Origin of the sequence: Nocardioides lacusdianchii (assembly GCF_020102855.1) — a bacterium.
Lineage (GTDB): Bacteria > Actinomycetota > Actinomycetes > Propionibacteriales > Nocardioidaceae > Nocardioides > Nocardioides lacusdianchii.
This window is the reverse complement of the sequence record NZ_JADHZD010000016.1, coordinates 1-21993: the sequence shown is the minus strand read 5'-3', so window position 1 is coordinate 21993 and position 21993 is coordinate 1. Positions and strand designations below refer to the sequence as shown.

The 21993-nt window shown below is 73.1% G+C and carries 20 protein-coding genes, 1 tRNA gene and 1 other RNA gene; 20 read left to right on the top strand and 2 right to left on the bottom strand.

Annotated features, from left to right (window positions below):
* Window positions 1-4 precede the first annotated feature (4 nt).
* The 7 genes from IRX98_RS18420 to IRX98_RS18390 all read left to right on the top strand — a co-directional run bounded on the left by IRX98_RS18420 (window position 5) and on the right by IRX98_RS18390 (window position 9425).
* Window positions 5-1348, top strand: coding sequence for a hypothetical protein (locus tag IRX98_RS18420; protein ID WP_224279260.1), 1344 nt, complete (start codon window positions 5-7; stop codon window positions 1346-1348).
* Window positions 1349-1459: 111 nt separating this feature from the next.
* Complete coding sequence (eccD, locus tag IRX98_RS18415) at window positions 1460-2842, top strand: type VII secretion integral membrane protein EccD (protein WP_224279258.1); 1383 nt, start codon at window positions 1460-1462, stop codon at window positions 2840-2842.
* A 16-nt stretch (window positions 2843-2858) separates the two neighbouring features.
* The gene (locus IRX98_RS18410; protein ID WP_224279256.1) at window positions 2859-4277 is read left to right on the top strand and encodes a type VII secretion protein EccB; all 1419 of its coding nucleotides are present in this window, start codon (window positions 2859-2861) and stop codon (window positions 4275-4277) included.
* Window positions 4274-5515 carry a S8 family serine peptidase gene (locus IRX98_RS18405; protein WP_224279254.1) on the top strand — a complete coding sequence of 414 codons (1242 nt, stop codon included), beginning with the start codon at window positions 4274-4276 and terminating at the stop codon, window positions 5513-5515. The genes IRX98_RS18410 and IRX98_RS18405 overlap by 4 nt, the downstream gene beginning before the upstream one ends.
* 55 nt (window positions 5516-5570) lie before the next feature.
* Window positions 5571-6638 (top strand): sugar phosphate nucleotidyltransferase, encoded by a 1068-nt coding sequence (locus tag IRX98_RS18400; RefSeq protein ID WP_224279253.1) that lies wholly within the window; start codon window positions 5571-5573, stop codon window positions 6636-6638.
* Between the two features lie 44 nt (window positions 6639-6682).
* The gene (locus IRX98_RS18395) at window positions 6683-7984 is read left to right on the top strand and encodes a UDP-N-acetyl glucosamine 2-epimerase (protein ID WP_224279252.1); all 1302 of its coding nucleotides are present in this window, start codon (window positions 6683-6685) and stop codon (window positions 7982-7984) included.
* A gap of 64 nt (window positions 7985-8048) precedes the next feature.
* A complete protein-coding gene (locus IRX98_RS18390) occupies window positions 8049-9425 on the top strand; it encodes a flavin-containing monooxygenase (protein WP_224279251.1) in 1377 nt (458 codons plus the stop codon).
* Here the strand turns inward: IRX98_RS18390 and IRX98_RS18385 are convergent.
* Window positions 9417-9502: transfer RNA gene (locus IRX98_RS18385), tRNA-Ser, on the bottom strand. The two genes, IRX98_RS18390 and IRX98_RS18385, sit on opposite strands and share 9 nt — an antisense overlap.
* 118 nt (window positions 9503-9620) lie before the next feature.
* Between IRX98_RS18385 and ffs the strand changes: the two genes are divergently transcribed.
* The 9 genes from ffs to IRX98_RS18340 all read left to right on the top strand — a co-directional run bounded on the left by ffs (window position 9621) and on the right by IRX98_RS18340 (window position 17488).
* Window positions 9621-9710, top strand: an RNA gene (gene ffs / locus IRX98_RS18380) — signal recognition particle sRNA small type.
* 68 nt (window positions 9711-9778) lie between these two features.
* Window positions 9779-11929, top strand: coding sequence for a DNA polymerase III subunit gamma and tau (locus IRX98_RS23205; protein ID WP_308045421.1), 2151 nt, complete (start codon window positions 9779-9781; stop codon window positions 11927-11929).
* A gap of 31 nt (window positions 11930-11960) precedes the next feature.
* Complete coding sequence (locus IRX98_RS18370) at window positions 11961-12338, top strand: YbaB/EbfC family nucleoid-associated protein (protein ID WP_224279250.1); 378 nt, start codon at window positions 11961-11963, stop codon at window positions 12336-12338.
* 10 nt (window positions 12339-12348) lie between these two features.
* Complete coding sequence (gene recR / locus IRX98_RS18365) at window positions 12349-12945, top strand: recombination mediator RecR (protein ID WP_224279249.1); 597 nt, start codon at window positions 12349-12351, stop codon at window positions 12943-12945.
* The gene (locus IRX98_RS18360; protein ID WP_224279247.1) at window positions 12942-13523 is read left to right on the top strand and encodes a DUF5063 domain-containing protein; all 582 of its coding nucleotides are present in this window, start codon (window positions 12942-12944) and stop codon (window positions 13521-13523) included. Before recR ends, IRX98_RS18360 begins: the two co-directional genes overlap by 4 nt.
* A gap of 91 nt (window positions 13524-13614) precedes the next feature.
* Window positions 13615-14895: an aspartate kinase gene (locus IRX98_RS18355; protein ID WP_224279245.1), complete on the top strand. Its 1281-nt coding sequence runs from the start codon at window positions 13615-13617 to the stop codon at window positions 14893-14895.
* A complete protein-coding gene (locus tag IRX98_RS18350; RefSeq protein WP_224279243.1) occupies window positions 14892-15941 on the top strand; it encodes an aspartate-semialdehyde dehydrogenase in 1050 nt (349 codons plus the stop codon). The genes IRX98_RS18355 and IRX98_RS18350 overlap by 4 nt, the downstream gene beginning before the upstream one ends.
* 10 nt (window positions 15942-15951) lie before the next feature.
* Entirely contained in the window at window positions 15952-17004 is a 1053-nt protein-coding gene (locus tag IRX98_RS23630; RefSeq protein ID WP_224279241.1) for a helix-turn-helix transcriptional regulator, read from the top strand.
* A gap of 52 nt (window positions 17005-17056) precedes the next feature.
* On the top strand, window positions 17057-17488 hold the full coding sequence (locus IRX98_RS18340; protein ID WP_224279239.1) for a hypothetical protein: 432 nt from the start codon (window positions 17057-17059) through the stop codon (window positions 17486-17488).
* A gap of 4 nt (window positions 17489-17492) precedes the next feature.
* On the opposite strand, the gene IRX98_RS18335 is transcribed toward IRX98_RS18340, so the two are convergent.
* Window positions 17493-18113 carry a hypothetical protein gene (locus IRX98_RS18335; protein ID WP_224279238.1) on the bottom strand — a complete coding sequence of 207 codons (621 nt, stop codon included), beginning with the start codon at window positions 18111-18113 and terminating at the stop codon, window positions 17493-17495.
* A gap of 193 nt (window positions 18114-18306) precedes the next feature.
* Here IRX98_RS18335 and IRX98_RS18330 point away from each other — a divergent pair, with 193 nt between their 5' ends.
* The 4 genes from IRX98_RS18330 to IRX98_RS18315 form a co-directional block, all read left to right on the top strand.
* Window positions 18307-19194 carry a DUF4397 domain-containing protein gene (locus tag IRX98_RS18330; RefSeq protein WP_224279236.1) on the top strand — a complete coding sequence of 296 codons (888 nt, stop codon included), beginning with the start codon at window positions 18307-18309 and terminating at the stop codon, window positions 19192-19194.
* On the top strand, window positions 19191-19880 hold the full coding sequence (locus IRX98_RS18325) for a class F sortase (protein WP_224279234.1): 690 nt from the start codon (window positions 19191-19193) through the stop codon (window positions 19878-19880). Before IRX98_RS18330 ends, IRX98_RS18325 begins: the two co-directional genes overlap by 4 nt.
* Window positions 19880-20863 carry a hypothetical protein gene (locus IRX98_RS18320; protein ID WP_224279232.1) on the top strand — a complete coding sequence of 328 codons (984 nt, stop codon included), beginning with the start codon at window positions 19880-19882 and terminating at the stop codon, window positions 20861-20863. The genes IRX98_RS18325 and IRX98_RS18320 overlap by 1 nt, the downstream gene beginning before the upstream one ends.
* A gap of 151 nt (window positions 20864-21014) precedes the next feature.
* Window positions 21015-21993 (top strand): integrase core domain-containing protein (locus IRX98_RS18315; protein WP_224279230.1); only part of this gene is annotated, 979 nt, incomplete at its 3' end.

Genomic DNA, 21993 nt, shown 5'->3' with positions numbered 1-21993 from the left:
CCCGGTGGCCGGCTACTACGAGACCCAGGTGCGGCGCGCCATGCTGACCGTCGGCGACACCGACGTCCTCAACGAGATGGCCGCCGGCTGGCGCTCGTCGATCCCCGCGCTGCGCCAGGTGGAGGACGAGCTGACGGCGGGCATCCGCGGGCTGCGCGGGCACGACCAGCTCGGCGAGCAGACCCGTGACGCGGCGGTCGGCGCCTTCCGCGACCTGCGCGAGCACCTCGTGGAGCAGCGCCGGCTCCTCGGCCGCACCGCCCAGGCGCTCGACGCCGCCGGTGAGGTCGTCGGCCAGGTCAAGTCGCTGGTGCGCGTGTGGGACCGCGTCGGCGCCCCGCGCCCGCCGGGGCCGGCCCCGCAGCCGACCGCCGACTCCGGCCAGACGGCGTACCTCGCCGCGGCCACGCTCCACCACCGGGCGTCGGCGCGCCACGCCGTCCAGGTGCAGCAGCGCGAGGAGGAGGCGCGCGAGGCGTGGGAGGCGCTCAACCGCGTCTTCGAGGAGTCCGAGGACAAGATCCGCAGCGCCCACGGGATCCCACGCGAGGCCCCGACGAACGAGCCCGAGCCGGTCTGGCCGCCGCACGGCTGGCCCGGCCCGCCACCGCCCGAGCCCGACCCCGACTGGCCGGTGCTGCCGCCGTGGCCGCCCGTCCGGACCACCGACCCGGTGGGAACGGGCCACGGTCCCGGCACCGGTCCCGGCCAGGGTCCGGGCGTCGTGCCCGGTGCCGTCCCGGGTGCCGATCCCGGCTCGGCCCACTCCCTTCCGCCCGGCGTCGCACCGCAGCCGGGCCACCACCCGCAGTCCCCGGGCTGGGGCCATGACGCACCGCCGAGCACCACCGTCGCCGGCACGCCGCAGGGCGGAGTGGCGTACGCCTCGGGCGGCCCGTCCACCCCTGCTGGCTTCGCTGCGCCGACCGCTCCGGCCGGTGCCGGCATGCCTCCCCTCGCCATGGCGGGGGCCGGCGGGATGGCCGGCGCAGCCGCGGCCGGCGCGGGTGTCGCCGGTGCCGGTGCCGGAGCTCGGGCGAGTGCCGGCGCCGGTGCCGGTGCCGGCGCTGCGCGGGCCGGTCAAGCCGGCGGGGCGTCCGGGCGCGGCGGCCGCGTGGGACGTACGGCTGCCGCGCCCGTCGGCGGCAAGGGCAGCCAGCAGGCGTCCGGCCGCGCGAAGGCCGGACAGAGCCGCGGGGGCGGAGCGGGTCGGGGAGCCAGCGCGGGAGCGGCCGGCTCCCGCGGGGGACGGCGCAGGGACCGGTCGGCGCCGTCGCGCGACGACCTGCTCGGCACCGACGACCACTGGCTCGACGACGAGGGGACCGCGCCCGACGTCCTGCGGTGAGGCGCGCCGCATCCCACCGTCGGTGGGGTGGGGGGATTTCGCCTAGGCTGCATTCCGTTCGGTGCCCGGCCCGCGTCGGCGCACGTGAAGCACAACCAGGGGGAAACACCAATGAGTCAGGGGTCCTCGGTCGCCTCGGGCCTGGTCCGGGTGACCATCGCCTCGGGGTCCCGGCGCGTCGATCTGGTGCTGCCGGGGTCGATCCCCGTCGCCGAGCTGGTGCCCGAGCTGGCGCGCTCGGTCGGCCTGCTCGACGCCTCCACCGTCTACGGTGGCTACCGCCTGGTGACCCAGGAGGGCCGGATCCTGGTCAACAACGCCGGCCTCACGATGCAGGGCATCGAGGACGGCGGCCTGCTGACGGTCACCGCCGGCGTCGACGACAAGGCGCCGCGCGTCTACGACGACGTCGTCGAGGCGATGGCCGACGTGGTGGAGAACGAGCTCCAGCCGTGGGAGCCCTCGGCCGGACGGCGTACGGCACTGGGCGCGGGCAGCATCCTGCTCGGCCTCGGCGCGCTCGCGCTGCTGCTGCGGGGCGAGAGCCTGCTCGGCGGTGTCGCCGCAGCGGTGATCGCCGGCCTGCTGGTCGTCGGTGGCGTCGTCCTGGCCCGGGCCCAGGAGGAGCCCGAGGCCGGCGTGGCCGTGTCCCTCCTCGCCGCCCTGTACGCCGGTGTGGCCGGGCTGCTGCTCGCCCCCGGCGAGCTGCCGGGCTGGGGGTGGCCCCTCGCCGACGCCTTCTTCTCCGACCCGCTGCTCTTCGCCGGGCTCGGCGTCCTCGCCGCCGGCCTGGTCGCCGTCGTCGGCCTGCAGGACGGCCGTCCGCTGGTCATCCCGGCCATCGTCGTGGGCGCGGTGCTCGTGGCCAGCTCGGTGCTGATCCGGGTCGCCTCGCTCCAGCCCGACGTCGTCTTCACCGTGCTGCTGACCCTCGTCGTCCTCGCCGGCAGCATCTTCCCGTGGCTGGCGCTCGGGGTCACCGGCACCAAGGTCGACCAGCTCTACTCGCTGCACGACATCACCGCCGACCCCGAGGAGATCGACCCCGACGAGGTCGCCGGCGACGCCCGCGTCGGCCACGAGATCCTGCTGGCCGTCTCCGCGACGGTCGGCACCCTGCTGGTCCTGTTCGCGCCGTTCGCGGTGGGTCGCGGCGCCTACGGCACCGTGCTCGCGGCCGTGTGCTGCCTGGCCGTCATGTTCCGCACCCGCCAGTACCGCACCGGCGCCGAGGTCCTCGCGGGCCTGACGTCCGGGATCCTGGGCCTGGTGTCGGTGGCGGTGTCGATGCTGCTGATCCACGACGGCTGGCGCGCCGGTGCGGCCATCGGCCTCGCCGGTGTGGGCGCCGTGCTGCTCGCGCTGACCCTGGTGCCGGCCTCGCCCTCGGTGCGCCGCGGACGGATGGGCGACGTGGTCGAGATGGTGACTCTGCTCGCGCTGCTCCCCCTGATGGTGCTGGCGGCGGGCTTCGTCGCCGCTGTGGCGGGTTGAGGCGGGCTGGGAACAGATGGCTACCAAGAAGGACCTCGTCGAGGCCCACGCCTTCAGCCGCCGCCGCCTGGTCACCGCGTTCGTCTCCGGCGCCCCCGGTGGGCGCGAGGTCGAGCCGGTGCGTCCGGGCCGGGTGCTCATCGGCGGCGTCGCGCTGTCCGTCCTGCTGCTCGCCGGCGCCGCGATCGCGGGCTTCCTGCTCGGCCGCCCGCCGGCGCAGTGGCTCGACGAGGGCAGCTTCATCATCTCCAAGGACACCGGTGAGCAGTACGTCGTGCTGCGCGGCGGTGACGACCCGCTGCTCCAGCGGGTCCCCAACTACGTCTCGGCGCAGCTGCTGCTCGAGGACGCCGAGCTGACGCCCTACACCGTGCGCGACAAGTACATCCGCACCGTGCAGCTCGGTGAGGACCTCGGCATCGAGGGTGCCCCGGCGGGCCTGCCGTCGGCAAGCGAGCTCGTGGACGACGGCTGGACCGCCTGCACCGCCTCCGAGGTCGGCATCAAGGTCGCGGTCCAGCAGACCCCGACGGTCGAGGACCTCACCGGGTCGGCGTTCCTGGTCTCCCACGAGGGCGAGCAGTGGCTCATCGCCACGGCCCCTGCCGTGGGCAACCAGCAGGAGCGCGCCTACCGCTTCCCCATGCCGGCCAACCAGACCTCCGCCTCCACCGTCGGCAACCGCATCGGCTTCGGCGCCACTCCCGTCGAGGTCGACGTCGACTGGCTGAACCTCTTCCCCGAGCGCGCCGCGCTCGAGGAGGACGCCTTCGGTGTGACGCGCCGCGGTGAGCAGGTGCCCTACGGCGACAGCCGCACCGACCTCTCCCGCTACCGCATCGGCGACCTGCTGCTCGCCGACACCGGGCGCTACTACCTGCTCGGCGACGAGGCTCCCGAGGAGCTCTCGCCGTTCGCCGGCATGGTCTACGACGTCGTCGGCCGGGCCGCGACCCCCATCACCGAGGACCTCGTCGCGTCCTTCGGGTCCACGAAGTACCCCGCCGAGTGGCCCGCCGCCCTGCCCACGGCGGTGCCCGACGGCGCGCTGTGCGGCGTCCTGCACCCCGAGGCGGGTGCCGACCCGGCCGTCAGCCTGGCGACCAACCCGACCGGTGCGGCCGACCCGAGCGAGGTCTCGTCCGGGCGCCACGAGGTCGACGTCGAGCCCAGCGCCGGGGCCTACGTCCAGTCCGGCTCCGAGGCCGCGGCCGACGCCGGCACCCCCTACGTCATCGACACCAAGGGCGAGAAGTACGCGCTCCTCGGTCCGCAGGTCCCGGACTTCATCGGCTACGCCGAGGTGGACCCGCCGCTCGTGCCGAGCACGTGGCTGGAGTTCTTCGAGCCCGGCGTGCCGCTCTCGACCAACCGGGCGCGCCGGCTGCCCGACGACGCGGCGCCCGCCGCCGCGGAAGCGGACAGCGGCTCATGAGCCGCGCACGACTGCGTACGACGCTCGCGGCCGGGCTGCTCGCCACGGGGGTCGTGCCGCTCTGGGCGTCCCCGGCCTCGGCTGAGCACGACGCCCCGTGCTCGGTCGGCGAGGTGCCGGGCTCCGAGCAGCTCGCCGACACGCACAGCAAGAGCAACCCGGCCTTCGAGCGGATGCACGTCGAGCAGGCACAGGAGATCGCCACCGGTCGCGGCGTGAAGGTCGCGGTCATCGACAGTGGCGTGATGCCGCTGCCGGGCATCGACCGCCCGACGGCCGTCGCGGTCGGCGGTGCCTCAGCCACCGGCATCCTTTCCGGCCACGGCACGATCGTCGCGGGCCTGATCGCCGGTCCGCGCGGCGTCGCCCCCGACGCGCAGGTCTTCGACTACAAGGTCTACGACACCGAGGTCGCCGACATCGCCGAGGGCGAGAAGCAGGTGACCTCCGCGGGCATCGTCGCCGGCATCGAGGCCGTCATCGCCGACCACCGCACGCAGCAGTTCGACGTCGTCAACATCTCCCTCGCCGTGCCGGCCTCCGACCCCGAGCTCGAGACGGCGGTCGCGCGCCTCGTCGAGCTGCCGCTCGTCGTCGTGGCCGCCTCCGGCAACCGCGAGGAGGGCGACGGCTCCGACGACGAGTCCTTCGAGGGCACGCCCGGCAACGACGCCGACGTCTACCCCGCCGACTACCCCGGCGTCCTGGCGGTGAGTGCCGTCCCGCCGGGCGCCGAGGACCCGAGCACCTACGTCCTGCCCAACCTCGACACCGACGTCGCCGCGCCCACGCTCGGCGCGATCTCGCTGAACGCGTCCGGGCAGGCCTGCGACATCATCGAGGTGGCGACGTCGTGGTCGGCGGCCGAGGTGAGCGGCGTCGTCGCGTTGCTGCGCGAGCGCTTCCCGCGCGAGACCCCGCAGCAGCTCGTTGCCCGCCTGCTGGCCACCACCGAGGGCGACGGCCCGGTGCAGGGCGAGGACGGCGAGGTCGCGAACCCGTGGACCGGGGCCGGTGTGGTCCAGGCACACGACGCGCTCACGCGCGAGCTGAAGCCCGGTCGCAAGGGCAAGGTCGAGACGACCGTCGCCGAGACCCGCACCGATGCCCAGGCGCCTCCCGCGCCCGAGCGCATCGACCTGTTCAGCACGCCCCGCGCGATGCTGCTGTGGTCGGGCCTGGTCGCCGGATCGCTCCTGGCACTGGCCTTCATGCTGCGCCCGCTGCTGCGCCGCTGACGCACGACCGACCGTTGCCTCTGCACACTCCCCGACACCGTGATGGAATCAAGCCATGACCGACACCACCAACGAGCCGGTTGCCGTCATCCTCGCCGGCGGGCAGGGCTCGCGCCTCTGGCCGATCAGCCGGGACCGTCGACCCAAGCAGTTCCAGCCCGTCGTGGGTGGTCGTCCGCTGCTCACGGGCACGATCGAGCGGCTCAGCGAGATCGTCGACCCGTCCCGCATCCACGTCTCGACCCGCGCCCGGTTCGCCGACGCCGCGCGCGCGACGCTCGGCCCGGTGCCGCCGGAGAACCTGATCCTCGAGGACGACCCGGCCGGTCCCGCGACGGCCTTCGCGCTCGGCATCGCGACGCTCGAGCACCGCTACGGCAACGCGCCGGCGCTGATCGCCCCGTCCGACCACCTGATCACCGAGGACGAGGCCTTCAACCAGGCCTCGCGCGACATGCTCGCGCAGCTCGTCGAGACCCCCGAGTCGATGGTGGTGCTCGGCGCCGAGCCCACCGGCTTCGACGGCACCCTCGGCTACATCCACACCCGGGGGGAGGGCGGGCCGGTCGAGGTGATCACCAGCTTCTTCGAGAAGCCCGACCCTGCGACGATCGACGAGATCGGCGACGAGGGATCGCTCTACTGGAACACCGCCTGCTACGGCGTACGGGTCCAGCAGGCGTGCGACGCCTACCGCGCTGCGATGCCGATGGTCTTCGACGCCATCTCGCGCTTCACCGCCGACCGCCCAGACGTCAACGGCTACCGCGGTGCGGCCATCGGTGGCCACGAGCTCTACCCGCTGCTGGCCGCCGGGATGGAGTGCCTGGTCGTGCCGCGCCACCTCGGCTGGAGCGACATCGGCACCTGGAAGCGTCTGGAGCAGGTGCTCGCCGCCGACGACGAGCACGCGATCGGCCCCGCCCTGCAGCTGGAGAGCGACGACGTCCTCGTCGCCAGCATGGACGGGCGGCCCGTCATCACGCTCGGGGCGACCGGCCTGGTCGTGGTGTCGCACGAGGACGCGGTCTACGTCCTCGACAAGAAGTTGGCCCTCGACGCCGGCGGCCTCGCACACCTGCGTTCGCTCCTCGCGGCCAGCACCCGCGAAGATCTCCTCTGACCCCCGCTCCGCCGGCGACCCCCGCACCTCACCCGAAGGAACCCATGTCCCACGAGAACAGCCAGCACATCGTCGTGGTCGGCACCAAGCCCGACATCATCAAGCAGGCGCCGATCTACCACGAGCTGCGCAACCGCGGGCACGACGTGGTGCTGTGCCACACCGGCCAGCACTACGACCACAACCTCTCGCAGTCGATGCTCGACGAGTTCGGTGTCCGCGAGGACGTGAACCTCGAGGTGCGCGGCGGCGTCAACGACCTGGTCTCCGGCATCACCGCCAAGCTCGCCCTCTACCTGCGTGGCTTCGCCGAGCGTGGCGGCTTCCCGATCACCTACGTGCACGGCGACACCACCACCGCGATGGCCGGCGCGCTCGCCACCTTCGGCGAGCGCCAGGCGCTGGTCCACGTCGAGGCGGGCTTGCGCACGCTGTCGCCGAAGCCGGAGGTGCTGCAGGGCTGGCTCGACCAGGGTGCGGACCTCGACTGGGCGTCGTTCCGCGCGCAGTCGATCGACCGCAACAGCTGGTCCAAGGGCAGCCGCGAGCCCTCGCCCGAGCAGTTCAACACCCGCGTCGCCGACGCCGGCACCGACCTGCACGCCGCGCCGGTGGAGCTCAACCGCGAGTTCCTCGTGGACGAGGGCTTCGCGCCCGCCGCGATCGACGTCGTCGGCAACTCCGTCGTCGACGCGCTCGCGCAGGCGGTCGCCGGCAGCGACAAGAACCAGGTGCTGCAGAAGTTCCCGCAGATGGGCGCCGGCTCCTTCCTCCGCTTCTGCGTCCACCGCCGCGAGAACACCACCAACCACTTCAGGTTCAACCTGCTGATGGACGCGATGGAGTCGCTGCTGGAGCAGGGCCACCACGTCCTCTTCATCCGCCTGCTCGGCACCGAGGCCGCGATCGACAACTTCGGCCGCCGCCAGTGGCTCGAGGACCTCGAGGCGAGGTACGGCGACGCGCTGATCTCGACCCCGGTGTGGGACAGCTACCTCGACGTGGTCGCCGCGATGTCGATGTGCGCGGTGATCGTGACCGACTCCGGCTCGATCGTGGAGGAGGCCAACGTGCTCGAGGTGCCGTGCGTGACGCTGCGCTTCGGCTCCGACCGGTCCGAGACCTTCCTCGCCGGCAGCAACTTCCTCGCCCCGCCGATCGACAAGGCGCTGATGACCAGCGTCATCCACAACGTCTTCGAGCACCGCGCCGAGCTGTCGTGGGACCGCGTCTACCCCGAGGGCGCCTCGCGGATGCTCGTCGACGCGGTCGAGCGGCGCCTCGACGAGGGCAGCCTGCTGATCTCCGAGGAGTGGCGCTACGGCCTCAAGGCGCAGCTGCGCTGACCTGCGGCCGCGCCGTTGACGGCGTCCGTGGCTCCCCCCATCCTGTGGAGGGAGGGGAGGAGTCATGGCCGCTGGCACAGACGGTGTGTGCGTCATCGGCGCCGGCCCGGCCGGCCTGGCCACCTCCGTCGAGCTGGCGCGTGCCGGCGTCGACTTCACCTGCTTCGACCAGCGCCCCGGACCCGGGGGAGTGTGGTCCGCGGCGGTGACCCCCGGGCTCACCCACGCGTGGCCGGCGTTGACCCTCAACAGCCCGCGCGGCTGGTTCGAGCTCAGCGACCACCCGATGCCGCGTGCCTACCCGGACTTCCCCCGCGCCGAGCAGGTGACGGCCTACCTCGACGGCTGCCTCGACCACTACGGCATCCGGGACCGCTTCGAGTTCGACACCGGTGTGACCCGGGTCGACCCCGCGCCGGGCGGCGGGTGGGAGGTCTCGCTCACGACCGGCGAGACCCGCCACTTCGGAGCCGTGGTCGTCGCCAACGGGCACCACAACGAGCCGCTGCGCCCCGACTTCCCGGGCGAGTTCACTGGCGCCGTACGGCACTCGCAGTCCTACCGCGACCGCGAGGCGTACGCCGGCAAGCGGGTGCTGGTGGTCGGGTTCGGCAACAGCGGCAGCCAGATCGCCGCCGACGTCAGTCCGGTCGCGGAGGCAACCGTGCTGTCGATCCGGCGGGGCGGTTACGTGCTGCCCCACTACGCGCGCGGCCTGCGCATCGACCGGGCCATGCCGGCGTGGCTGGGCTTCCTGGTCAACGCCTACCTGCCGCGGGCGGTCGCCGGCCCGCTGCTGACGGCGTACTGCCGTGTCGTCGTCGGGTCGCCGACCCGCGCCGGGCTGCCGCGCCCGGACCACCACTTCGGCTCCGCGCTGCCGACGGTGACCGCTGACCTGCCCGCGCGGATCGAGGCAGGTCGGGTGCGGGTGCGACCGCAGGTGGCGCGGCTGGACGGGACGGTCGTGGAGTTCACCGACGGCAGCCGCGAGGAGGTCGACGAGATCATCCACTGCACGGGATACCGCACGACGACCCCGTTCCTCGCCGAGGACGTCTTCGCCTCCGACGACAACCGGGTGCCGCTCTACCTCCGGGTCTTCCACCCGCAGCACCCGTCGCTCTACTTCGTGGGCTTCCTCCAGGCCGTCGGCTGGGGCTTCCTCCCGCTCTTCGAGTCGCAGGCGCGTCTGGTCGCAGCGCACCTCGCCGGCACGTACGCCCTCCCGGACGCCGCGCACATGGGCGCGGCGATCGAGGAGGACCGGCAGCGGGTCCGGCGCGACTTCGTCGACTCCTCGCGCAACCGCTACCAGATGAACGGAGCGGTCTACCGGCACGAGTGCGCGGTCGAGCTGCGCCGCGGGGCCCGCCGGGCCGGAACAAGCACCTGGGCCCCCACTCGCAGGAGCGGGGGCCCAGGTGTGCGGCGGAGGTAGGGGGATTCGAACCCCCGAGGGCTATTAACCCAACCCGCTTTCCAAGCGAGCGCCATAGGCCACTAGGCGATACCTCCGCCGAGGAGAGTACCGGTCGGCTCGGCGGGCGGTGAAATCGCCCGGCCGCGGCCCCGGGCGGGCTGCTCGCGGACCCTCGGTTTGGGGACCTCGTCGGGCTCCGCCTAGACTCCCGGCAACCCCCCACGTGGCGTCACCTCGCCCAATCCCCCAGGGCCGGAAGGCAGCAAGGGTCAGTGAGCTCTGACGGGTGCGTGGGGGGCCTCTTCATGTCCCCTCCACCTCAGGGGGCGGGCCTGTGGTCGCTGTGGGTGGGCACGGTTAGGGTTCACGACGTGGAGTCACCGCTCGCGCTCTATCGCCGCTACCGGCCCGAGACCTTCCAGGAGGTCATCGGGCAGGACCACGTGACGGAGCCGCTGCGGGCGGCGCTGGCCGCCAACCGGGTCAACCACGCCTACCTCTTCTCCGGTCCTCGCGGCTGCGGCAAGACCACGTCGGCGCGGATCCTGGCCCGCGCGCTCAACTGCGCGCAGGCGCCGATCTCCGACCCCTGCGGCGAGTGCGACAGCTGCCGCGACCTGGCGCGCGGCGGACCCGGCTCGATCGACGTCATCGAGATCGACGCCGCGTCCCACGGTGGCGTGGACGACGCCCGCGACCTGCGCGAGAAGGCGTTCTTCGCCCCGGTGCGCGACCGCTACAAGGTCTACATCATCGACGAGGCCCACATGGTCACCACGCAGGGCTTCAACGCCCTGCTCAAGCTGGTCGAGGAGCCGCCGCCGCACCTGCGCTTCATCTTCGCCACGACCGAGCCCGAGAAGGTGCTGCCGACGATCCGCTCGCGCACCCACCACTACCCCTTCCGGCTGATCCCGCCGCGCCTGCTGAGCGACTACCTCTCCCAGCTCGCCGGTGAGGAGGGGGTGAGCATCGAGCCCGCCGCCCTGCCCCTCGTCGTACGCGCCGGCGCGGGGTCCGCGCGCGACACGCTGTCCGTGCTCGACCAGCTCCTCGGCGGCGCCGGTCCGGGCGGCGTCACCCACAAGCTGGCCACCGACCTGCTCGGCTTCACCCCCGACTCGCTGCTCGACGAGGTGGTCGAGGCCTTCGCCACCCGCGACGGTGCCGCGGTCTTCTCGGTCGTCGACAAGGTCGTGGAGACCGGCCAGGACCCGCGCCGCTTCACCGAGGACCTGCTGCGCCGACTGCGCGACCTGGTCATCGTCACCGCCGTCCCCGACGCCCCGGCGACCGGCCTCATCGACGTCGCCGAGGACGCGGGGGAGCGGCTGGTGGCCCAGGCCGCGCGCTTCGGGGCCATCGAGCTCAGCCGCGCCGCCGACATCGTCGCCTCCGGGCTGACGGAGATGCGTGGTGCCACGGCACCCCGCCTCCTGCTCGAGCTGCTCTGCGCCCGCGTGCTGCTGCCGGGGGCCGACCACACCGCCGACGGCGTGATGGCGCGCCTGGAGCGCCTCGAGCGCCGCATGGACGTCACCGGCGCCCCGGCTCCCGCCGCGGTCACGCGGGCAGCAGCCGCACCGGCTCCCGCCGCACCGGCTCCCGCCGCCCCGCAGGCGGCACCTGCGGCGACCCCCGCCCCGGCGCGCGCCGACGAGCCCGCACCGCCGCCCCCGGTGCCGATCGCTCCCCCTGTCGAGTCCCCGGCGCCGTCGCGGCCCGAGGCACCCGCCCCCGTGCGGGACGACGGCCCCGCCCCGCCCCCGCCGATGCCCACCTCGCTGCCCGAGCCGCCCCAGCCTCCGCCGACGGTGGCCGAGCCCGCGCCGGAGCCGACGGCCCCGGCCGCCCCGGGAACGCCGGTGGCCGAGCAGCCGGCGGGACCGCGCGGCGGCCTCAGCCTCGTCGACGTACGCCGCCTGTGGCCCGACATCCTCGAGCAGACCAAGAACCGTCGCCGCCTGGCGTGGATGGTGCTCTCGCAGCACGCCCACGTGGTCGACGTCGACGGCACCCGCCTGACCGTGGGCTTCGCCAACTCCGGCGCGCGCGACTCCTTCGTCAACGGTGGGTGTGACGAGATCCTGCGCCAGGCCGCGATCGACGTCGTGGGCATGGACTGGCGCGTCGAGTCCATCGTCGACCAGTCCGGTGCCGCCGCGGAGGCACCCGTGGTGCGCCAGTCGGCCACCGCCGCGCCTCCGCGGCCCGGTGCCGACGCCGCCCCGGCCGCGGACGCACCCGATGCCCCGCCGTCGTGGGTCACCGGGGAGTCCGCCGCGCATGACGCCCCTGCTCCGACTCCGGCGCCGGCGCCGGTCGTGTCCGCGGCCCCGGCCCGCGAGGCGCTGGAGGCCGCCCGCGCGGGCGGCACGCCCGAGGCGTCCGAGCCCGTCCGGTCGGCCGACGACGACGTCGACCCCGACGACCCCGACGCCGAGTCGGCCGCGCTCGACACCGAGTCCCTGCTCAGCCAGACGCTCGGCGCGCGGCTGATCGAAGAGATTCGCAACGACTGATGCACGTCCCATCCACGACGGGGGAGACCCGATGACCCAGAACCCCTTCGACGCCCTCGGCGGCGGCGGCTTCGACATGAACGCCCTGCTCCAGCAGGCCCAGCAGATGCAGCAGCAGCTCGAGGAGGCGCAGGCCAACCTGGCCCGCCAGACCGTCGACGGCACCGTCGCCGGCGGCGCGGTCTCGGTGACGGCCAACGGCGTCGGCGAGCTGGTGGGCGTCACCATCCGCACCGGTGAGTTCGACGGCAACGACCCCGACGACCTCTCGGACCTGTCCGACCTGATCGTCGCGGCCTACCGCGACGCGCGGGCCAAGTCCGAGGCCCTGGCGAGCGAGTCGATGGGCCCGCTCACCGACGGCCTCGGCGGCGGGGCCGGCGGCCTCGGCCTCCCCGGCCTGGGCTGAGGGGCTTCATTTGTACGAGGGCGTCGTCCAGGACCTGATCGACGAGCTGGGCCGACTGCCCGGCGTCGGTCCCAAGAGCGCGCAGCGGATCGCCTTCCACCTGCTGCAGGCCGAGCCGGTCGACGTACGCCGTCTCGCCGACGTGCTGATCGAGGTCAAGGCGCGGGTGAAGTTCTGCTCGATCTGCTTCAACGTCAGCGAGGACGAGCAGTGCCGGATCTGCCGCGACGAGCGGCGCGACCCGAGCGTGCTGTGCGTCGTGGAGGAGTACAAGGACGTCGTCGCGATCGAGCGCACCCGCGAGTTCCGCGGCCGCTACCACGTGCTCGGCGGCGCGATCTCGCCGATCGACGGCATCGGACCCGACCAGCTCCACGTCAAGGAGCTCATGCCCCGACTGGCCGACGGCACGGTCACCGAGGTCATCCTCGCCACCGACCCCAACCTCGAGGGCGAGGCCACTGCGACCTACCTCACGCGCCTGCTCCTGCCGATGGGCTTGCGCGTCACTCGCTTGGCGAGTGGACTGCCAGTGGGCGGTGACCTCGAGTACGCCGACGAGGTCACGCTCGGCCGCGCATTCGCCGGAAGGAGATCAGCACAATGACCGACGCCGACCAGATCAGGTTCGAGGAGCAGATCGCCGACTCGGTGACCAGCTTCCTGCTCGCCCTGCGCGAGATCGCCCGCGAGGGCAACGGCTCGGAGGCCGTGTCGCTGCTCCTGCTCGAGATCAGCCAGGTGCTGCTCGCGGGTGCCCGCCTGGGTGCGCAGACCGACTTCGCCCCGCGCGAGGAGTTCCAGCCCGACGTGGGCCCGGAGGCCGACATCGACGAGCTCCGGCTGCGCCTGGCCGACATGCTCGAGGGTGTCGACTCCTACACGTTCGTCTTCGACCCCTACGTCCCCGAGGTGGTCGAGAGCCGCCTGTCCGACGACCTCGCGTCGATCGCGATCGACCTCGAGAACGGCCTGCGCCACTTCCGTGCCGGCAACGTCGAGGAGGCGCTGTGGTGGTGGCAGTTCTCCTACGTCAACAACTGGGGCAACCTCGGTGGTGCCGCCCTCAACGCACTGCTCACCGTCGTGGCCCACGACCGCTTCGACACCGACTTCGTCGCCAACGCGGCGGCGGTCGCGGTCGCCGATGAGATGCTCGAGGTCGACCCGGCCGAGCAGCCGTAGAATCGGGCACGGCCTGCCGGCAACGACGCCGTCGGGCTCGTCAGTCGAAGGCGGCCGCTGACGGCCGCACCCCGATCCCGAGGACCAAACCGTGGGCATTGTCGTGCAGAAGTACGGCGGCTCCTCGCTCGCCGACGCCGACGCCATCAAGCGCGTCGCGCGGCGCATCGTGGAGGTCAAGAAGGCCGGGCACGACGTCGTCGTCGCCGTCTCCGCCATGGGCGACACGACCGACGACCTGGAGGACCTGGCCAGGGGCGTGTCGCCCCTGCCGCCGGCGCGCGAGATGGACATGCTGCTCACCGCCGGTGAGCGGATCTCGATGGCGCTCGTCGCCATGGCGATCAGTGACCTGGGCTTCACCGCCCGCTCGTTCACCGGCTCCCAGGCGGGCGTGATCACCGACTCGGTGCACGGCAAGGCCAAGATCATCGACGTCACGCCCGGCCGGATCACCCAGGCGATCGGCGACGGCCACATCGTGATCGTCGCCGGCTTCCAGGGCGTGTCCGCGGACACCAAGGAGATCACCACCCTCGGTCGCGGCGGCAGCGACACGACCGCGGTCGCGCTCGCGGCCGCGCTCGGGGCCGACGTCTGCGAGATCTACACCGACGTCGACGGCGTCTTCACCGCCGACCCGCGGGTCGTCCCGCACGCCCGCAAGCTCGACCGGGTCTCCTACGAGGAGATGCTCGAGCTCGCCGCCTGCGGCTCCAAGATCCTGCACCTGCGCTGCGTGGAGTACGGCCGCCGCTACGGCGTCCCGATCCACGTCCGCTCGTCCTTCAGCCAGCTCGAGGGCACCTGGGTCACCAACGACCCGCAGGCGCCCAGCCAGGGAGACACCATGGAACAGCCCATCATCGCCGGCGTCGCCCACGACCGCAGCGAGGCCAAGATCACCGTGGTCGGGGTGCCCGACAAGGTCGGGGAGGCGGCGCGGATCTTCGAGGCGCTCGCCGAGGCGCAGGTCAACCTCGACATGATCGTGCAGAACATCTCGGCGGCCGCGACGAGCCTCACCGACATCTCCTTCACGTTGCCGCGCACCGACGGGCAGACCGCGATGACGGCGCTGGCGCGGATCCAGGCCGAGGTCGGCTACGACAAGCTCCTCTACGACGACAAGATCGGCAAGGTCTCGCTGATCGGTGCGGGCATGCGCTCGCACCCCGGCATCACGTCGAAGTTCTTCGGCGCGCTCGCCTCGGCGGGCGTCAACATCGGCATGATCTCCACCTCCGAGATCCGCATCTCGGTGATCGTCGACGAGAGCGTCGTCGACGACGCGGTCCGCGCCACCCACACGGCGTTCGACCTCGACGCCGACGAGGTCGAGGCCGTGGTCTACGGGGGCACCGGCCGATGAGCGCACGCGTCAACCTCGGCATCGTCGGCGCCACCGGGCAGGTGGGGGTCGCGATGCGTCAGATCCTCCTCGAGCGGGACTTCCCGGCCGACCAGGTCCGCTTCTTCGCCTCCTCCCGCTCGGCGGGCACGGTGCTGCCCTTCGGCGACCGCGAGATCACCGTGGAGGATGCCGAGACCGCCGACCCCGCCGGCCTCGACATCGCGCTCTTCTCGGCCGGCGCCACCACCTCGCGCGCGCTCGCGCAGAAGTTCGTCGACGCCGGCGTGATCGTCATCGACAACTCCAGCGCCTTCCGCAAGGACCCGGCGATCCCGCTCGTCGTCGCCGAGGTCAACCCCGGTGCGATGGCCGGCGTGGTCGAGGAGGGGCGCGGCATCATCGCCAACCCCAACTGCACGACGATGGCCGCGATGCCGGTCCTCAAGCCGCTGCACGACGAGGCGGGGCTGGCGCGGCTCATCGTGTCGACCTACCAGGCCGTCTCCGGATCCGGCGTCGCCGGCGTCGAGGAGCTCGCCGGTGGCGTGGCCGAGGCCGGCGACAAGGCCCGCGAGCTGGCGTACGACGGCTCCGCGGTCGCGTTCCCCGAGCCGGTGAAGTACGTCGAGCCGATCGCCTACAACGTGCTCCCGATGGCCGGCTCGATCGTCGACGACGGCCTCAACGAGACCGACGAGGAGCAGAAGCTCCGCAACGAGTCGCGCAAGATCCTCGACCTGCCCGACCTGCTGGTCTCCGGCATCTGCGTGCGCGTGCCGGTCTTCACCGGACACTCGCTCGCGGTCAACGCCGAGTTCGCCCGGTCGATGACCCCGGCCCGCGCCCGCGAGATCCTGGCCTCGGCCGAGGGCGTCGAGCTCGACGAGGTGCCGACCCCGCTCAAGGCAGCCGGCAAGGACCCGTCCTACGTCGGGCGGCTGCGGCAGGACCCGGGCGTGCCCGACGACCGCGGCCTCGCGCTCTTCATCAGCAACGACAACCTGCGCAAGGGCGCTGCCCTCAACACGGTGCAGATCGCGGAGCTGATCGCCGCCGCTCGGTGATACTGGTCGGGTGCACGTGCACCCCACCCGCGTCCGGCTCCCCGTGGGTGTCGCTGTGCTCGCGGTGCTCGCCACCGCGCTGACGGCGTACGCCCGTGCTGTGGGCACCACCTTCTGGGGGACGTCGTACGTCCTGCCGGTGGCAGCGCTCGTGTGTGCGGCCGTGATGGTCCGGGAGCACCAGCGGCTGGACCCCGGCTGGGTCCGCTGGCGCCGTGCGGTCGCCGCACTCGCGCTCGGCGCGCTGGCCTGGCCGGTCCTGCTGGCCGGTGCCTCCCTCGCTTCCGGCCTGGCCCCGGGCTCGAAGGTGGCGTGGGCCCTCGCCGTCGCCGGAGGGGTCGGGCACCTGCCGCTGATCGCTGCGTTCTCGCTGCTGCCGCTGCTGGCCGTGCGCTACCTGGGACGTGGGCTGCCGCGGTGGCCACTGGCGGTGCTCGTCGTGCTGGGCGTCGCGGCGGTCGTGGGCTTCGCGCTCTTCTTCGGCGACTTCTCTCCGCTCGAGGCGGAGGCCCTGGTCGGCTGGGGTCCGGGCGAGCAGATCGGAGCAGGACTGAACCTGGCCTTCCTCTCCACGGTCCTCCTCGGGCCGGCCGTCAGCCTCACCGCCGCGGTCCGGGCCACGGGCGAGGCGACGCGGCGACTGGCCGCGGTGGCGCTCGCGAGCCTCGCCGGCGCCGCGCTGGTGGTGCTGTGCGGCGCGGTCGCCACGCAGAGCGCGGCCGGGTTCGTCGTGGCAGCGATGTACGCCGCACTGGTCCTGGTGGTCGTCGGTGGATCGAGGGCGCTGGCGCTGCCCGTGCCCGAGGAGTCCGGGCAGCCTGACGCACCGGCGCGACTCGGACCGCTCACCACCCGCGAGAGCGAGGTGCTCGAGCTGCTGGCGGAGGGCCTGTCGAACGCAGGGATCGCCGCGCGGCTCGTCATCTCCGAGCGCACGGTCGACGCGCACCTGCGCTCGGTGTTCGCCAAGCTGGACCTGCCGGAGGGGCCGCTGGAGAACCGGCGCGTGCACGCGGCGCTCGCGTGGCGCGGCGAGTTAGGCGAAAGGGCCGATGCCGGCTGACCTGCGACCTTCCTAGGTTCGGGGCACCCAGCCCATGCCCCAGGAGGCCGCCGTGCGTACCCCACTCACCCTGCTCGGACTCGTGTGGATCGCCTTCCTCACGATCTTCCCGTTCGCTGCGGCAGGCGACACCAGCTTCCTCCACATCGCCGCGCACCTCGTCCAGCTGCCGCTCCTCGTCGTGGCCACGCTGGTGGCGTGGCGCCAGCGTCGGGGAGCCACCGCGCGGGTCCAGCGCGCCCTGGGGTGGGTGCTGTCAGTCTCGGTCCCTGCGGCGGTCGTCGGCGTGGGCCTCGAGCTGGTGACCGCGGTCGTCCGGCTGGCGGAGGACGGCTGGGTGAACAAGGACACCGCCGACGTCTTCGAGAGCGGACCGCACGCCGTGGTCGCCTCGCTCACCATCCCGTCGATGATGATCAGCATGATCGCGGTGCTCGCACTCGTGCTGGTGGTGGGACTGCGCCGACGCAGCCCGGTCGGCTGAGCCGTCAGCGCACGTCGCGGGGAGTGGGTGCCTCGGCGTCGGCGTTGCCGCCCACCACCGACGACGTCACCCACCAGGAGGCGCCGTAGCTGACGGCGGCCACCAGGGGCACGGCGACGAGCGCCCACCACTCGTCGAGCGAGCCGAGCAGGAAGACCATCACGAGCACGGCCATGATCCCGACGGCCAGGACGCTCGTGGAGCCGGCGTCCGCGACCCCGAGGGCACGCAGCAGCAGGCTGCCGGCCCACGCGAGCAGCACGAGGCCGGCGAGCAGGAGCGGCAGCCCGACCGCGCCGCCGCACGACGACGTGCCGCGTACGACGCTGCAGCCGGCGCCGGCCAGCCAGGCGAGCAGCACCGCGAGGGCGCCGATCGCGACGCCGGTCACGGCCGCTGCGGGGAGGCCGGCCAGGGCGACGGACGGGAGCCGGCTGGCCTCGCGGCGGCGTACGGGCTCGTCCGGCGCGGGCTCGGCCTCGACCGCCGGGGCGACGGCCGTCGTCGGCTCCGCACGTACGACTGGCTCGACCGGTTCGGATCCCGGCTTGCTCCGCCGGAGCGAGAAGGCGGGCATCTCCAGAGAGGGTCCGTCGTCGGGTTTGCCGTTGCCCGGGTCAGCCATGGGGGCAGTGTGCCACCCGCCGGGGCCCTCAGGTCTAGTCCACAGCGGCTCCGGGGGACAACGGGGAGTCAACGGAGGCCCACGGAGCAGCCACAGGAGGGTTGTGCACCGCTGACCCGCAATCCGGCAGCTGCACCTGCGCGAAGCATCGCCAGAGACGCGCAGGAGCGCGCCCGATGAGCAGGAGCACGGCATGAAGAGAATCGCGTGGTTGTCGCTGGTGGGTTCGTTGGCGATGGGCCTCTCGTCCCTCGCGGGTGTGGCGCAGGCCGCCCCTCAGGAGACGACGGCTCGGCTGATGGTCGTCCAGGCCGTGCCCGACGAGAGCCTCCACGTCGAGATCGACGACGAGGTCGTGAGCGAGGGCTCCGCGACCGGCGAGGTGCTCGGCCCCTTCACCGTCCCGGCGGGCGCACACCAGGTCAGGTTCATCGACGAGAGCGGCGACGTGGTCGTCGACACCGCGGTGGATCTCGAGGCCGGGTCGGTCCAGGACCTCGTGGTGCACCGGCCCGCGGAGGTCGGCGGCCAGCCGCTCGCCACGCTCTACGCGACGCCGACGGAGCCCATCGCTGCCGGCAAGGCGCGTGTGCTGATCGCCCACACGGCCTCGGTCGCACCGGCCGACGTCCGCCTCGACGGGACCGTGGTCTTCCGCAACATCGCCAACGGTGAGTTCGCCACCGCGGACGTCGCCGAGGGCTCGCACGTCGCCGAGCTGGTGCCGTCGGGTCTCACCGCCCGGCCGATCCTCGGCCCGCTGGACGTGAGTCTCGCGAGCGCCTCGGCCACGATGGTCTACGCCGTCGGCAACGCCCAGGACGCGTCGATGGACGTCATCACCCACAGCATCCCGCTCGCGGCGAGCGCCGGCGAGGCACCCGCCTCGATCGACGCAGGCAGCGCCGGCCTGGCAGCGGGCATCGACGTGTCCCCGTTCTCCGGGCCGGACTCCGTCGAGCTCGCACCCGGGACGTCCCGCTGGACGGCGATGACCGCGCTGCTGGCCGCCCTCGTCGCCCTGGGCGCGGGGGCGTGCGGCTGGAGCAGCAGGCACCGCGCGGTCGAAGCCTCGTCGTGAACGAGCCGACCGGACGGCACGCGGCCCGGCAGGGGAGGATCGTACGCCGGCTGGCGGTCGGCCTGGCCGTGGCGACCGTCGTCGCGGTCCTCGTCGCCCTCATGGTGGTACGCGGCGGTGCCGCCCCCACGGCCGGCGGGGCCCCGGTCGGTGAGCCGGCCCCGGAGACGGTCACCCGAGGACTGGCCGCGACCGCGCCCCGCACGGGCTCGGTGGCACCCGAGTCTCCGCAGCGGACCGTGCTGCCGAGCGGGACCGTGGTGCCGGTCGTCGCGGTGTCGACGACCCGCGACGGCATCCTCGACGTGCCGTCCGACGTCGACGTGGCCGGCTGGTGGCGCGGCGGGTCACGCATCGGCGACCCGTTCGGCTCCGTGCTCGTGTCCGCCCATGTCGACTCCGAGCGGGAGGGCCTGGGACCGTACGCCGAGCTCCTGGGCGTGCGCCCGGGCCAGAAGGTCGTGCTGACCTCGGACACCCTGCGCCAGGAGTACGTCGTCAGCTCTCTGCGGCTGCTCGACAAGGGCCCCCTCTCCGACCACCCGTGGGTCTACTCGCCCGCCGGGGCGCACCGGCTGGTCATGGTCACCTGCGCTGGACCGTTCGACCCGAGCAGGGGCGGCTACCAGAGCCTCGCGGTCGTCACTGCGACGGCCGTGGGCGAGCCCACGCCGAGGAGCGAGTGATGACGGACGTCACGGACGACGGCTCGACCCGACGGCGTACACCGGAGCTCCCACCGGAGTTCGCCCCGCTCGCCCCGCTGGGGCTCGCGTCAGGTCCGCCGAGCCGTGCCCCGGGCGAGGCGCCGCGGCTGCGGCTGACTGCGGCGGCGTCGAGGCGTCATGCTCCGGACCGCTCCGCGACCGCGCCGGCGGGACCGCCGCCCGCAGCCTTCACCGCCGGGGCCGCTCCCGCCCCCGTTCCGGACGCACCGGTCGAGGAGCTGGCGCCCGGGCCACGGCGCCCCCGACGGCTGCTGGTTGCCGGTGGTCTCGTCGGGCTGCTCGTCGTCCTCGTGGTGGTCGCGGGCGTGGCCCTGCTGCCGCGGTCGGGCGAGCGGACGGTCGCGGCCGAGGTCGCGCCGCCCGCGGCCGCTGAGGAGCTGCAGGGGAGTGAGTTCGACCCGCCGGTGGCGCTGTCCCCGGACAGCGAGTACGTCGAGACCGAGGTCCTCGACGGGGACGACCTCGTGGTGACCCACTGGATCTCGACGACGACACCGATGGACCGGGTCCGGCTGCGGCCGCCGAGCAGCCCGGTGCTGGCCGGGGTGGACGTGGCCGCCGAGGACCTCGTGGTCGCTGCGGACGGCGTACGCCTGGACGCCGGGGCCGTCGTCGTGGACGTGCCGAGCGACCTGCCGTCAGCCGCGACGTTGTACGTCCGCTACCGGCTGCCGGACGCGCTCCGGCGCAACAGCTCGGTGGACGACCGGGCCCTCGCCACCGTGACGTCGGTGGGCGTCGGCCTCGAGGGGCGCTCGCTGCCGCGGACCCAGGTGTTCCCCGGCGGGCGGGTCATGACGCTGGCCTGCCTGGCCCAGGGATCGCGTGCGGTTCCCGAGTCGTGCGGCACCTACGTCGAGGGTGCCTGGCAGGTCCGGTCGGCCGCAGGCGAGGTGCCCGTGACGGTGATCGCCCAGTTCGACCTGGCCGTCACCCGCTAGCCCGGCCCCGGAAATGGCCAAGGCCCGAACCCACTTCCGTGGGTTCGGGCCTTGCGGATGTCCTGAGACATCACCATGTCGGGCTGACAGTGTGCTGGCTCAGGACATAGGAAACCCATGTCTCACGACATAGGAAACTCGATGCTGGCCTGTGTCGAAGGCAAGGCTGGTCATCACCGCGATCGAGACCGAGGGCATCACCCAGGCTGAGGCCGCCCGCCGCTACGGCGTGAGTGAGGGCTGGGTCAGCAAGCTGATGGCCCGCCGACGAGCCGAGGGCGACGCCGCCTACGAAGCGAAGTCACGGCGTCCGGTGACCTCGCCCAACGCGACCCCCGAAGCAGTTGTCGACCTCGTCCTCGCGCTGCGCAAGCAGCTGGTCGAGTCCGGCCTCGACGCCGGAGCCGACACCATCGGCTGGCACCTGCAGCACCACCACGCAGTGACCTTGTCCCGGGCCACGATCAACCGGATCCTGACTCGCGCCGGTGCGGTGTCCCCTGAGCCGGCCAAGCGTCCGAGGTCGTCCTACATCCGCTTCCAGGCAGAGATGCCCAACGAGACCTGGCAGTCAGACTTCACCCACTACCGACTGACCAACCCAGACCGCAGCCCCGGCGCAGACGTCGAGATCATCACCTGGCTCGACGACCACTCCCGCTACGCCGTGCACGTGAGTGCGCACTGGCGGATCACGGCCAAGATCGTGCTCGACACCTTCACGAAAGCCGCAGGTCAGCACGGCGACCCCGCATCCACCCTGACCGACAACGGCATGGTCTACACCGTCCGGTTCGCCGGCGGCCGCGGCGGCCGCAGCATGCTCGAGCACGAGCTACGACGCCTCGGGATCGTGCAGAAGAACTCCCGCCCGAACCACCCCACCACCTGCGGGAAGGTAGAACGCTTCCAACAGACGATGAAGAACTGGCTACGCGCCCAGTCCGAGCAGCCGACCGACCTCGAGCACCTACAGGCCCTGCTCGAGGAGTTCACCACCACGTACAACCGGCACCGCCCGCACCGGTCCCTGCCACAACGAGCCACACCGGCCATCGCCTACACGACCCGCCCGAAAGCCACACCAGGCGCCGACCGTGACGGGGACACCCACGACCGCGTCCGGTTCG